The following is a 13,186-nucleotide window of genomic DNA, read 5'->3' on the forward strand; positions in this document are numbered from 1 at the left end:
TTCCGAAGCGGCGGATTTACCCGTCCGGGTGCCTTCGCGTCCGGCTTGATATTCGCGATGAGAAAGAGCGAAGCGAGGGTGGCAGGCGAAATCCTATTTTGGAAGTGAGTGCGTCCGCTCTGGACGTAACTCCGTCATCCCGGCCTTGTGCCGGGATCCACCGGGCCGCAGACAATGTCCGTCGTGATCGAAAGAACGCTTGCGTCTATATCCTGGCCAGCCGCTATAACGGCGCGATCTATGTAGGCGTGACTTCGAACCTGCTGGGTCGGATCATCCAGCATCGCGAAGGCGCGTTCGAGGGACATGCGAAGAGGCTTGGGCTTCGGCGGCTGGTCTATTTCGAGACCGGCGAAAGCATGGAAGGGGCGATTGCGCGCGAGAAGCAGCTCAAGCGCTATCGGCGCGAGTGGAAGCGCAATTTGATCGAGCGGCAGAACCCGATGTGGAACGACCTTACTGTTGGGTTAGGGCTTGAGCCGTTGCCGGTATGACTCGCTGCGCGGTGGACCCCGGCACAAGGCCGGGGTGACGTTTAGGGGCGTAGAGAGGGGTCCCTACTCCCGCCAGCTCTTGTCCGTGCGGTCCACCAGCCGGACCATTGCGGCGAAGTCCGCCGCGCCCGGGCCGCCGGGGACCTGGGCCATGTGGAGGTCGCGCTGGTGGACGGCGATCACTTCGTCCGGCACCACCAAGGGCTCGCCCATCGAGGCGGTGGCGATCTGGATCTCGCAGGCGCGCTGGAGCGACCAGTGCTTGATGAACGCCTCGGGCAGGGTGCGGCCCATCACCAGGATGCCGTGGTTCCGGAGCAGCATCACCCGCTTGTCGCCGAGATGCGCGAGCAGCCGCTCGCCTTCCTCGTCGCGCACCGTCACGCCCTCGAAATCGTGATAGGCGATCTGGCCGGCGAAGTTGCAGGCGTAGAAATTGGTGGGGCGCAGGCCGCCCTCGACGCTGGCGACCGCCATGCCCGCGGTGGTGTGGGTGTGTGCAATGCAATGCGCGTCAGGCAGGTGGCGGTGGAACAGCGCGTGCTGGACGAAGCCGGCGCGGTTCACCGGATAGGGCGAGTCGTCGAGCTTGTTGCCGTCGATGTCGATCTTGACCAGATTCGACGCTTTCACCTCGCTGAAGTGCAGCCCGAACGGGTTGATCAGGAATGCGCCTTCCTCGCCTGGCACCTTCAGCGTGATGTGGTTGTAGATCATCTCGGACCAGCCGAGCATGTCGAACACCCGATAGCAGGCGGCGAGCTGCTGGCGCGCCTCCCACTCGGCTTCGGTCATCACTTTGGTTGCCAGCGCGGTGGCCATGTTACCTCTCCCAAGGCTTTTTCGTTTTTCGGGTATGCCACAAGCTGCGCTCCTGCGAAAGCAGGAGCACATGCTCGATGGATCGAATGCGCGCGCAGTGCGTTTCGCCGGCGCAACGGTTGAGGGGTGTTTTCCGCATGCTGAAGTTGAAGGTGCGCCAGGGTGTCGTCCTGGCGGGGTTGTTCACACTGGCCGCCTGTGGCGGCGCAGGCTCGGGGGGCGGCAACGGATCGGCGGCGGTGGCGACTTCGCCCGATGCCGCGGCCAAGATCAGCGCCTATACCGAGGCGTATAACGGCCTGATCGACACCTTCGGCCTGCCGGCGACGGCGGACACCTACAAGCAAGCCAAGATCCCGAGCCGATCGCCGTCGGACAGCATCAACGTCAGCGACGGCTGGGTCGAGACCGGCGAGGGCAAGCTGAAGGCGGCGATCGCGCTGCCGGGCTCGCTCGGCGATCTCGACAAGAAGGCGGAGGCGCTGGACGCCGCGCTGGTCAAGGTGCTCGCCCGGCTGGGGCCGCTCTATCAATATTACAACACCAAGGCCTATCGCGAGGACGCGCTGAAGCGCGGCAAGGCCGAGGACGCCCAGATGGTCGCCGAGTTCGATGCGGCGCTGAAGGCGATGGACGATTTCAACGCCGAGCTGGTCAAGCAGCGGCGGGCCGGCGCCGAGGCGGAGCTCGCCAAGCTCAAGGCGGACGGCAACATCGTCGGCTACAACAACAAGCAGGCGATGCTGCAGGCCGAGGAGCTGGTCGGGCTGTTCGACAAGCCCGAGGACCTGAAGGACGCGGCGATCTTCGCCAAGGGCGATGCGCTGGCGTCGTCGCTCGACAAGCTGCTGACCGAGCAGCAAAAGGCGATCGCCGAAGCCAAGACCAAGGCGACCGAGCCGCTCGAGAAGAGCCGGCTGGGTACCTATGAGCTGGTGGCGGAGATGCTGGGATCGATGATCGGCCAGTATCGCGAGCTGAAGCAGTCGCATTCGTCGAGCGACATGAAGTCGATGATCGACTCGTACAACAATGCGGTGGGGTCGGCGAACCGGATCAGTTGAGCTATTCTCGCTTTAATCATCGTCATCCCCGCGAAGGCGGGGATCCAGGGTGGCAGAGCAATGTCCTTTGTGACTCTGGATCCCCGCCTTCGCGGGGATGACGGATATTGATAGCGGCGGGGTCCTTCCTCAACTGAACGCGTAAGGCACGACGCTGCGCCGGTCCGGATCGATCGCGATCGCCGAGGCCGCGGGGGGGAAGGCGCGTTGGTCGCAGTCCACCCGCGGGCAGATGCGGCAGCTGGCGCCGATCGGGGTGGCCGCGCCGCCCGGGCGGAGGTCGTCGGCATAGACGAAGTCGGCGGCGTGCAGCTCTTCGCAGCCCAAGGCCACGGCATAGCGGCGCGAGGGGCGGGCATAGCTGCCCGAGGGCTTCACCAGCCCCTTGGCCATCGAGACATAGCGGGTGCCGTCGGGCATCTCGGCATGTTGGACGAGGATCCGGTCGGGGATCGCCACCGCCTCGTGCACCACCCAGAGCGGGCAGGCGCCGCCGAGCGCGGCGAATTGCAGGCGGGTGGCCGAGTGGCGCTTGGTGATGTTGCCGGCCATGTCGACCCGGCAGAAGAAGAAGGGCAGGCCGGCGGCACCCGGGCGCTGGAGGGTCGAGAGGCGGTGGCAGGCCTGCTCGAAGCTCACCCCGAAGCGCTGGCGCAGCCGGTCGATGTCGTGGCGGACGGTGCGCGCGGTGTCCTTGAATGGGGTATAGGGCATCAGCAGTGCGCCCGCTGCATAGTTGGCGAGGCCGATGTTGAGCAATTCGCGCGCCGCGGGGGAGGCGAGGCCGGAGTCCTCGACCACCTGGCGCATCTCGTTCTCGAACTCGTAGCGGACCAGCCGGTGGGCGAGCAGGAAGGCGCGGCTCTCGGGCGGGAGCGCGCTGTTCACCGCCAGCGTGCGGTCGCGCGGGTCGAAGCGGCTGAGCTGGCCGCCGTCGCCCTCCTCGCCGGTGACGCGGACGCCGTGCCAGCGCAGCCGGTCCTCGAGGCCGCGGGTGGGGCGATCGGGGTCGAGATCGGCGGAGAGCGTCTCGGCCGAGCGGTCGATCGCGTCGATGTAATTGCCCTCGGCCTGGAACCAGTCGCGCACCTCCTCCCAGGGGAGCGGGGCGGTGCCGGTCGAGCCGCTGTCGAACCGGTCGTCGAGGACGCGGAGCTGCTCCTGGCTGCGGCGCCAGGCCTCGTGCAGCGCGACCATGCGGCGGGCGAGGAGCGGCTGCTGCTCGATGCCGCGGCGGACATCGGCTTCGTCGAGCCGCCCGGCGGGGACGCTGGCATCGGTGGCGGCGTCGATCGTGCGGAGGAGGGCTGCGCTGTCCTCGACATCGCCGAACGCCTCGAGCGGGAATTCGCGGGCGAGCGCGACGAGGACGATGTCGGTGATCGGCCGGTCGTTATTCTCGATCTGCGAGAGATAGGAGACCGAGATGCCGAGCCGGGCCGCCATCGCCGCCTGGCTGATCCCGGCGCGGCGACGCAGCTCGCGCAGGCGGAAGCCTTCGAAGACGCGGCGGCGGGGTGTGTTCATTTTCCAAACCCGTCATCCCCGCGCAGGCGGGGATCCAGAGTAACAAAGGGCATCGCTAGCGACTCTGGATCCCCGCCTGCGCGGGGATGACGGGGAAAGGGTGAGGGGAGCGATCTGCGCATATCCGCAGTATATCTGCAAACCGGCGCGCTGCAACTTTGCAACATTGCATTTGCCGTAGGGGCATGTCCCGATGCAGAGGCGCAGCCACCTAAGGGGAACCGCATGTCGTCGACGATCGAGGAACTGGAACGCCGCCGCGCCGCCGCCCGCTTGGGCGGAGGGCAGAAGCGGATCGACGCGCAGCACGCCAAGGGCAAGCTCACCGCGAGGGAGCGTGTCGAAGTGCTGCTCGACCAGGGCTCGTTCGAGGAGCTCGACATGTATGTCGAGCATAATTGCGTCGACTTCGGCATGCAGGACCAGATCGTCCCCGGTGACGGCGTCGTTACCGGATCGGGCACGATCAACGGCCGCCTCGTCTTCGTGTTCAGCCAGGACTTCACCGTGTTCGGCGGTTCGCTCAGCGAACGTCATGCACAGAAGATCTGCAAGATCATGGACATGGCGATGAAGGTCGGCGCGCCCGTGATCGGCCTCAACGACAGCGGCGGCGCGCGCATCCAGGAGGGTGTCGCGTCGCTCGGCGGCTATGCCGAGGTGTTCCAGCGCAACGTGCTGGCATCGGGCGTGGTGCCGCAGCTGAGCCTGATCATGGGCCCCTGTGCTGGAGGCGCAGTTTACTCCCCCGCGATGACCGACTTCATCTTCATGGTGAAGGATTCATCGTACATGTTCGTCACCGGCCCGGATGTAGTGAAGACCGTTACAAACGAGATCGTCACGCAGGAGGAACTGGGTGGTGCGGTGACGCATACCACGAAGTCGGGGGTCGCTGACGTGGCCTTCGATAACGATATCGAGGCGCTGCTCGCGGCCCGCGACTTCGTGGACTTCTTGCCAGCCTCGAACCGCGAGCAGGTGCCCGAGCGGCCGTGCGACGATCCCTGGGATCGCCTGGAGCCGAGCCTCGACAGCCTGATCCCCCCGAGCGCCAACCAGCCCTATGACATGCACGAGCTCATCAAGAAGACGCTCGACGAGGGCGAGTTCTTCGAGCTGCAGCCGAGCCATGCCGGCAACATCCTGATCGGCTTCGGCCGGATCGAGGGGCGCACGGTGGGCGTGGTCGCCAACCAGCCGATGGTGCTGGCCGGATGCCTCGACATCAACTCGTCGAAAAAGGCCGCGCGGTTCGTGCGCTTCTGCGACGCGTTCGAGATCCCGATCGTGACCTTTGTCGACGTGCCGGGCTTCCTGCCGGGTGTCGGCCAGGAGCATTCGGGGATCATCAAGCACGGCGCCAAGCTGCTCTACGCCTATGCCGAGGCGACGGTGCCCAAGATCACGGTGATCACCCGCAAGGCCTATGGCGGCGCCTATGACGTGATGGCCTCCAAGCATCTGCGCGGCGATCTGAATTACGCCTGGCCGACCGCCGAGATCGCGGTGATGGGCGCTAAGGGCGCGGTGGAGATCATCTTCCGCGGCAAGACGCCGGAAGAGATCGCCGAGCGGACCGCCGAATATGAGGCACGCTTCGCCAATCCGTTTGTTGCAGCTGCGAAGGGTTTCGTGGACGAGGTGATCATGCCGCACTCCACCCGCCGCCGCATCGCCCTGGGGCTCCGCAAGCTGCGGGGCAAGCAGCTCGAGAATCCGTGGAAGAAGCACGACAACATCCCGCTGTGAGGTCCGAGATGGCCAGCTATCGGCAAATTCAGGATCGGGTGAAGGCTACTGACGGCTACGTGCCGAAGACCTGCTGGATTGCTGATATTAAAGCCGCGCATGGACTTACCACTCGCCAGGCGCCCAATCGGCAGTCAGCTAACTCGCGACTACATCCCTGCCCCGATAAGAAGCGTCCATCGATAGAAGCGGCGCTCCGTCACTATGGAATGGTGAAATGAAACTCGGCCGCCTCAACCATGTCGGCGTCGCGACGCCTTCGATCGAAGCGTCGATCGCCCTTTACCATGACGTGATGGGCGCGGAAGTGATCCGCGAACCCTTCGACCTGCCTGCGCAGGGGGTGAAGGTCTGCTTCGTCGACACGCCGAACAGCCAGATCGAACTGATCGAGCCGCTGGGCGAGGGCTCGCCGATCCACGGCTTCCTGGCCAAGAACCCGGCGGGCGGGCAGCATCACCTCTGCTACGAAGTGCCCGATATCCACGAGGCCAAGGCCTGGTTCGAGGCCAAGGGCGCCAAGGTGCTCGGCGAGCCGCGCATCGGCGCGCATGGCACGCCGATCTTCTTCGTGCATCCGAAGGACATGGGCGGGGTGCTGACCGAGATCATGGAGACGCCGCGTGACGGGCATTGATCGACTGTCCCTCTCCCTTTGGGAGAGGGAAGGAGGCGCGCAGCGCCGGGAGGGTGAGGGCGGCTTGGCTTCGTACTCGACCCTCACCCTTCCGCGCCTTCGGCGCTCCCTCCCTCTCCCAAAGGGAGAGGGATTGTGAGCGACAAGCCCACCCTCGACCAATGGTCCGCCGCCGCTTCGAAGGAAGTGAAGGGCCGCGACCTGAACTGGCACACGCCCGAGGGCATCGAGGTCAAGCCGCTCTACACGGCCGAGGACACCGCGCATCTCGATCCCGGCCTGCCGGGCTTCGCGCCGTTCACCCGCGGCGTGCGCGCGTCGATGTATGCGGGGCGGCCCTGGACGATCCGGCAATATGCGGGCTTCTCGACCGCCGAGGCGTCCAACGCATTCTACCGCCGCAACCTCGCGGCGGGGCAGAAGGGGCTGAGCGTCGCCTTCGATCTCGCCACCCATCGCGGCTATGACAGCGACCATCCGCGCGTCACCGGCGACGTGGGCAAGGCGGGCGTGGCGATCGACAGCGTCGAGGACATGAAGATCCTGTTCGACGGCATCCCGCTCGATCAGATGTCGGTCTCGATGACGATGAACGGCGCGGTGATCCCCATCCTCGCCTTCTTCATCGTCGCGGGCGAGGAGCAGGGCGTCGACAAGAGCCTGCTCGACGGGACCATTCAGAACGACATCCTCAAGGAGTTCATGGTCCGCAACACGTACATCTACCCGCCCGAACCGAGCATGCGGATCATCTCGGATATCTTCGCATATACCAGCGCGAACATGCCGAAATTCAACAGTATTTCGATTTCCGGCTACCATATGCAGGAAGCCGGGGCGACGCAGGTGCAGGAGCTTGCCTTCACCATTGCCGACGGCATGGAATATGTGAAATACGGTGTCGCCTCGGGCCTGGATATCGACAAGTTCGCCGGGCGGCTGAGCTTCTTCTTCGCAATCGGTATGAACTTCTTCATGGAGATCGCGAAGCTGCGCGCTGCCCGCGTGCTGTGGCACCGGGTGATGACCAGGCTGGGCGCACAGGACGAGCGCTCCAAGATGCTGCGGACGCATTGCCAGACCAGCGGCGTGTCGCTTACCGAGCAGGACCCGTACAACAACGTCATCCGCACCACGATCGAGGCGATGGCGGCGATGCTCGGCGGCACGCAGAGCCTGCACACCAATGCGCTCGACGAAGCGATCGCGCTGCCGACCGACTTCTCCGCCCGGATCGCGCGCAACACCCAGCTGGTCATCCAGGAGGAGACCGGCATGTGCAATGTCGTCGATCCGCTGGGCGGCAGCTATTATATCGAGAGCCTGACCCAGGAGCTGGTCGACAAGGCCTGGGAGATCATCGAGCGGGTCGAGGCCGAAGGCGGCATGGCCAAGGCGGTGGCGGCGGGCTGGCCCAAGGCGATGATCGAGGAGGCCGCAGCGGCGACCGCGGCGCGGATCGATCGCGGCGAGCAGGTGATCGTCGGCGTCAACAAGTATCGCAAGGCCGAGGAAGAGCCGATCGACATCCTCGATGTCGACAACCATGCCGTCCGCGAGGCGCAGATCGCGCGGATCAAGCGGGTGAAGGCGAGCCGCGACGAGGCGGCGTGCCAGGCGGCGCTGTTCGCGCTGCAGGAAGGCGCGCGAGGCAGCGACAATCTGCTGGCGCTGGCGGTCGAGGCCGCCCGCGCCCGCGCCACGCTGGGCGAAATCAGCGCGGCGATGGAGGCAGGCTTCGGCCGCTATGCCACCAAGCCGACCCCGGTGCAGGGCGTCTATGGCGGCGCCTATCAGGACGACGCGGTGTGGGAGCGGCTCAAGGACGGGGTGACCGCCACCGAGCGCCGGCTTGGCCGCAAGCCCCGCATGCTCGTCGCCAAGATGGGGCAGGACGGGCATGACCGCGGCGCCAATCTGGTCTCCTCGGCCTTTGGTGACCTCGGTTTCGAAGTGGTGCCGGGGCCGTTGTTCCAGACCCCGCAGGAAGCCGCAGCGCTGGCGATCGAGAGCGATGTCGACGTGGTCGGCGCCTCCAGCCTCGCCGCAGGCCACAAGACGCTGATCCCCGAGCTGATCCGCGAATTGCAGGACGCGGGCAGGGCGGACATCAAGGTGGTCGCCGGCGGGGTGATCCCGGCACAGGATTATGAATTCCTGCGCGAAGCCGGCGTCCAGGCGATCTTCGGGCCGGGCACCAACCTTGTCAAAGCCGCCGAAGAAGTGCTCAGGCTCCTCGGGCACAACATGCCCCCTGTGGAGGAAGCCGCCGAATGACGGAGATCGAGGAAGAGCTGGTCGGAGCCGGAGACGGCGAGGCCCTGCTCTACGACTATTTCAAGCACCTCACCTCGCTGTGCATCGTCTCGCTGGGCGGGGTGCTGGCGCTGGTGCCCTATGGCAAGAGCCTTTCGCCCAAGGCGGTCATCCTGGTGCTGATCGTGCTGGCGGCGGCGGGATTGCTCTCCTTCTCTGGCGCGGGCGAGATCGTGCGTGCGCGGTTCAAACGCAAGCCGCTGAACAACAACGTCAATTTCTGCCGGATCGGTGCGCCCGTGCTGCTTTCCATCGGCGTCGGCATGTTCGTCTATCTCTTCACCCGGACCCTGCTACCATGACCCGTACCGACTGGACCCGCGACGAGATCGCCGCGCTGTTCGACCTGCCCTTCACCGAACTCGTCTTCCGCGCCGCCGAGGTGCATCGCACGCACCACGCGCCGAACGAGGTCCAGCTCTCGACCCTGCTCAGCATCAAGACCGGTGGCTGCCCCGAGGATTGCGGCTATTGCAGCCAGTCGGTCTCGGCCGAGACCGGGCTCAAGGCCACCAAGCTGATGGACGTGCGCCAGGTGCTGCAGGCCGCGGCCCAGGCCAAGGATCACGGCTCGTCGCGCTTCTGCATGGGCGCTGCCTGGCGCAATCCCAAGGACCGCGACATGCCCGCCATCGTCGAGATGGTGCAGGGTGTGCGCGCGATGGGGATGGAGACCTGCATGACGCTGGGCATGCTCAGCGAGAAGCAGGCGCAGATGCTCGCCGATGCCGGGCTCGACTATTACAACCACAATATCGATACCTCGCCCGAGCGCTATGCCGAGGTGATCACCACCCGGACGTTCGAGGAGCGGCTCGACACGCTCGAGCATGTCCGCGAGGCGGGGATCAACGTGTGCTGCGGCGGCATCGTCGGCATGGGCGAGACCCGGCCGGACCGTGTCGGCTTCATCCATGCTCTGGCCACTCTGCCGGTGCATCCGGGCAGCGTGCCGGTGAACGCGCTGGTGCCGATCAAGGGCACGGTGCTGGGCAACATGCTGGCGGATACGCCGCTCGCCCAGATCGACGATATCGAGTTCGTCCGTACGATCGCGGTGGCGCGCATCACCATGCCGGAGAGCATGGTGCGCCTCTCCGCCGGGCGCGAGAGCATGAGCGACGCGACCCAGGCGCTGTGCTTCCTGGCCGGCGCCAACTCGATCTTCACCGGCGACAAGCTGCTGACCGCGGGCAATGCCGGCGACGACAAGGATGCGGCGCTGTTCGCGCGGCTTGGCGTGAAGCCGATGCAGGCCGAGGTAAAGGTGGAGCTGGAGGCGGCGGAGTGAACTTCCGGCGGATGATCCGGGCCGGCCATGGGCTCTTCCGGATCATCCGGATGCGAGGCGGCGGATGAAGAGGAGATCGGCGCTCAACCCGCTTCCGATGGGCCCGCGCAACCCGACGAGTCTCACGCTCGTGCGGATGCGGGGCATCTTCAAGGATATCGGGGTTCTGCGTGCCGATCAGGACATCGATGAAGAGCGTACGGTCATGCGGATCCGCCTGACGGGGCTGAGCATGCTGCCCCGGACGGATGTGCTCCGCCTTCGCCTCGATCGGGATGAGGAAATCGAAGTGGCGCTGCCGCGTAGGCTGCGCTGGCGCAAGAAGATCGATCTGTACGAAATCACCAATTGCGACGGAGTGCGCCAACGCTGGGCGCGGATCGCGGGAACCTAGGCGAGGAAAGATGTTCAAGAAGATCCTGGTCGCCAATCGCGGCGAGATCGCGTGCCGCGTGATGCGCACCGCCAAGAAGATGGGGATCGCCACCGTGGCGGTCTATTCGGACGCTGACGCGCGTGCCCCGCATGTGCTGATGGCGGACGAGGCGGTACGGCTCGGGCCGGCGCCGGCGGCGGAGAGCTATCTCAAGGCCGAGCTGATCCTGCTCGCCGCCAAGGAGACCGGGGCGGACTGCATCCATCCGGGCTATGGCTTCCTCTCCGAGCGCGAGAGCTTCGCCAAGGCCTGTGCCGAGGCCGGGATCGCCTTTGTCGGGCCTCCCCCGAACGCCATCGCGGCGATGGGCGACAAGATCGAGTCCAAGAAGCTCGCCAAGGCTGCCGGCGTCAACGTGGTGCCCGGTTTCGTCGGGGTGATCGAGGATACCGAGCATGCCGTGCGCATCTCGAACGAGATCGGCTATCCGGTGATGATGAAGGCCTCGGCCGGCGGCGGCGGCAAGGGCATGCGGCTCGCCTGGAGCGAAGCCGATGTCCGTGAAGGCTTCGAGGCGACCAAGCGCGAGGGCCTGGCGAGCTTCGGCGACGACCGCGTGTTCGTCGAGAAGTTCATCGAGAGCCCGCGCCATATCGAGATCCAGGTGCTGGGCGACCAGCATGGCAACATCGTCTATCTCGGCGAGCGCGAATGCTCGATCCAGCGCCGCCACCAGAAGGTGGTCGAGGAGGCGCCGTCACCCTTCGTCACGCCCGAGATGCGCAAGGCGATGGGGGAGCAGGCCGTCGCCCTCTCGCGCGCCGTGGGCTATTTCAGCGCGGGCACGGTCGAACTGATCGTCTCGGGCGCCGACAAGACCGGGCAGGGCTTCTACTTCCTCGAGATGAACACCCGCCTGCAGGTGGAGCATCCGGTGACCGAGGCGGTTACGGGCCTCGACCTGGTCGAGCAGATGATCCGCGTTGCCTATGGCGAGAAGCTCGCCTTCGGTCAGGACGACATCAAGCTGACCGGCTGGGCGATCGAGAACCGCGTCTATGCCGAGGATCCCTATCGCGGCTTCCTGCCCTCCACCGGGCGGCTGGTGCGCTATCGTCCCCCGGCTGCCGAAGAAACGCCTTATGGCGCGCCCGGCACCCGCGGCGACCACGGCTATGTCCGCGTCGATGACGGCGTGACCGAGGGCAGCGAGATCTCGATGTTCTACGATCCGATGATCGCCAAGCTGATCACCTGGGGCGAGACGCGCGACGAGGCGGCGGACCTGCAGGTCGCGGCGCTCGACCGGTTCCGGATCGACGGCATCGGCCACAATATCGATTTCCTCTCCGCGCTGGTCCAGCATCCGCGCTTCCGCGAGGGCGCGCTGACCACCGGGTTCATCGCCGAGGAATATCCGGAAGGCTTCCACGGCGCCCCGGCCTCCGGCGCGCTGAAGCGCAAGCTGGCGGCGCTGGCGGCCGTCATCGACATCGAGCGCGCGGAACGGGCGGCCGCGACTTCGGGCCAGCTCAACGGACCGGTTACCGTCGGCGACGAACGTGTGGTGCTGATCGATGGCGAGCGGTTCACGGTTGTGGTCGACGAGGACGTCACCGTCGATGGCGAGCCGATGGAGATCGACGGCGAATGGCAGGCGGACAATCTGATCCTCTCCGCCATGGTCGACGGCGCGCCGCTCAGCGTGGGGGTCGCGCGCAAGGGGGCGGCCTGGAAGCTCACCGCGCACGGTGCCTCGCACCTGGTCGAGGTCTATCCGCCGCACATCGCGCAGTTCCGGCACCACATGATCGAGAAGGTGCCGCCGGACATGAGCAAGTTCCTGCTCGCGCCGATGCCGGGCCTGCTCACCCAGCTCCATGTCTCGCCCGGCGACAGGGTCGAGGCCGGCCAGCCGCTCGCGGTGGTCGAGGCGATGAAGATGGAGAATATCCTGCGCGCCGAGCGGGCAGGGGTGGTGAAGGCCGCCAATTTCGGCGCGGGCGACAGCCTGGCCGTGGACGCGGCGATCCTCGAGTTCGAATGAGCGTTGGCGCGGGGAACGCTTGACGGTGGCGGCGCCAGATGATGGAACCGGCGCCGTGAGTGATAGCGTTCCCCCGCCCGAGCCCCCCGTCCAGACCCAAGCCGAGGAAAGGGCCGAGGCGCGCGCCGCCGAGACCGCCGCTATCCGGCGCCGCTGGATAACCCTGGGCGAAGTGCTGGCGGTGATCGCCGTGATCATCTCGGCGCTTACCCTGTGGAATAACTGGAGCGAGCGGAGCGACAGCAAGGCGGCCGAAAGCGCAGTCGCCGAGCGCGCCTCCGCCAAGGCCGCCGCGCTGGTGCTCACCACCGCGGATATCGGCAAGCGCTCGCTGACGCTGAAGCCGGCGGCGGCCGAGCAATCGATCCAGAGCCAGGAAATCCTGTTCCCGACCGCTCTAGGCGCTGCCTCCGCGCGTACTACCGGCGAGCCGCGGATCGAGGTGAGCTGGTTCGAGCATGCGCTGGAAAAGGCGCGCGAGGCGGCCAGGCTGCCCGATAACAGCCGTGGCGACGAAAGGCTGCCGGTGGCGATTGTGACGCGCTTCATCGTCGATGGCGATCCACACGAGGATGTCGCGCTCTACGATATCGGCTACACGATCTCGGGGCGCCTGCTCGGCGGCCACAGCGTGGAGCTGCGCGGGCTGTCGTTCGTCACCCGCGTGAAGAAGGGCGCGGCGCAGGCGAAGCTCGATGCGCGCTGGAAGGATGTGCTTCCGGTGAAGTGATTTTGCGGAGAGTGCTGGCGGCGGCTTGTTTGCTGGCCGCGGGCGAAATCGCAGCTTGCGCGATTTCGTTTCCGCTGGTGACCCCTACGAGCAGACTACCCTCATAGCAAGGTGTTCCAATGCGTCTCAA

Annotated in this window: 12 protein-coding genes; 10 read left to right on the top strand and 2 right to left on the bottom strand. The window is 66.1% G+C overall.

Annotated elements, in window-relative coordinates; translation table 11 throughout:
* Window positions 1-104 precede the first annotated feature (104 nt).
* On the top strand, window positions 105-494 hold the full coding sequence (locus J2W22_RS14455) for a GIY-YIG nuclease family protein (RefSeq protein WP_307119592.1): 390 nt from the start codon (window positions 105-107) through the stop codon (window positions 492-494).
* A 63-nt stretch (window positions 495-557) separates the two neighbouring features.
* Here the strand turns inward: J2W22_RS14455 and J2W22_RS14460 are convergent, their stop codons facing one another.
* Window positions 558-1,316: a class II aldolase/adducin family protein gene (locus J2W22_RS14460; RefSeq protein ID WP_307118937.1), complete on the bottom strand. Its 759-nt coding sequence runs from the start codon at window positions 1,314-1,316 to the stop codon at window positions 558-560.
* A 137-nt stretch (window positions 1,317-1,453) separates the two neighbouring features.
* Here J2W22_RS14460 and J2W22_RS14465 point away from each other — a divergent pair, with 137 nt between their 5' ends.
* Window positions 1,454-2,380, top strand: coding sequence for a DUF3829 domain-containing protein (locus J2W22_RS14465; RefSeq protein WP_307118938.1), 927 nt, complete (start codon window positions 1,454-1,456; stop codon window positions 2,378-2,380).
* A gap of 129 nt (window positions 2,381-2,509) precedes the next feature.
* Here the strand turns inward: J2W22_RS14465 and J2W22_RS14470 are convergent, their stop codons facing one another.
* Window positions 2,510-3,907, bottom strand: coding sequence for a helix-turn-helix domain-containing protein (locus tag J2W22_RS14470; protein WP_307118939.1), 1,398 nt, complete (start codon window positions 3,905-3,907; stop codon window positions 2,510-2,512).
* Between the two features lie 225 nt (window positions 3,908-4,132).
* On the opposite strand from J2W22_RS14470, the gene J2W22_RS14475 reads away from it, so the two are divergent.
* The 8 genes from J2W22_RS14475 (at window position 4,133) to J2W22_RS14510 (ending at window position 13,056) form a co-directional block, all read left to right on the top strand.
* Complete coding sequence (locus J2W22_RS14475) at window positions 4,133-5,659, top strand: acyl-CoA carboxylase subunit beta (protein ID WP_307118940.1); 1,527 nt, start codon at window positions 4,133-4,135, stop codon at window positions 5,657-5,659.
* A gap of 217 nt (window positions 5,660-5,876) precedes the next feature.
* A complete protein-coding gene (gene mce, locus J2W22_RS14480) occupies window positions 5,877-6,296 on the top strand; it encodes a methylmalonyl-CoA epimerase (protein ID WP_307118941.1) in 420 nt (139 codons plus the stop codon).
* A 135-nt stretch (window positions 6,297-6,431) separates the two neighbouring features.
* Window positions 6,432-8,573: a methylmalonyl-CoA mutase gene (gene scpA, locus J2W22_RS14485; protein ID WP_307118942.1), complete on the top strand. Its 2,142-nt coding sequence runs from the start codon at window positions 6,432-6,434 to the stop codon at window positions 8,571-8,573.
* Window positions 8,570-8,914 carry a hypothetical protein gene (locus J2W22_RS14490; RefSeq protein ID WP_307118943.1) on the top strand — a complete coding sequence of 115 codons (345 nt, stop codon included), beginning with the start codon at window positions 8,570-8,572 and terminating at the stop codon, window positions 8,912-8,914. The genes scpA and J2W22_RS14490 overlap by 4 nt, the downstream gene beginning before the upstream one ends.
* Window positions 8,911-9,903 (top strand): biotin synthase BioB, encoded by a 993-nt coding sequence (gene bioB, locus J2W22_RS14495; protein WP_307118944.1) that lies wholly within the window; start codon window positions 8,911-8,913, stop codon window positions 9,901-9,903. The genes J2W22_RS14490 and bioB overlap by 4 nt, the downstream gene beginning before the upstream one ends.
* A 64-nt stretch (window positions 9,904-9,967) precedes the next feature.
* A complete protein-coding gene (locus J2W22_RS14500) occupies window positions 9,968-10,297 on the top strand; it encodes a hypothetical protein (protein WP_307118945.1) in 330 nt (109 codons plus the stop codon).
* A 10-nt stretch (window positions 10,298-10,307) separates the two neighbouring features.
* The gene (locus J2W22_RS14505; RefSeq protein ID WP_307118946.1) at window positions 10,308-12,326 is read left to right on the top strand and encodes an acetyl-CoA carboxylase biotin carboxylase subunit; all 2,019 of its coding nucleotides are present in this window, start codon (window positions 10,308-10,310) and stop codon (window positions 12,324-12,326) included.
* 55 nt (window positions 12,327-12,381) lie between these two features.
* Entirely contained in the window at window positions 12,382-13,056 is a 675-nt protein-coding gene (locus J2W22_RS14510) for a hypothetical protein (protein WP_307118947.1), read from the top strand.
* Window positions 13,057-13,186 lie beyond the last annotated feature (130 nt).

Source organism: Sphingomonas kyeonggiensis, assembly GCF_030812785.1.
Classification (GTDB): Bacteria; Pseudomonadota; Alphaproteobacteria; order Sphingomonadales; family Sphingomonadaceae; genus Sphingomonas; species Sphingomonas kyeonggiensis_B.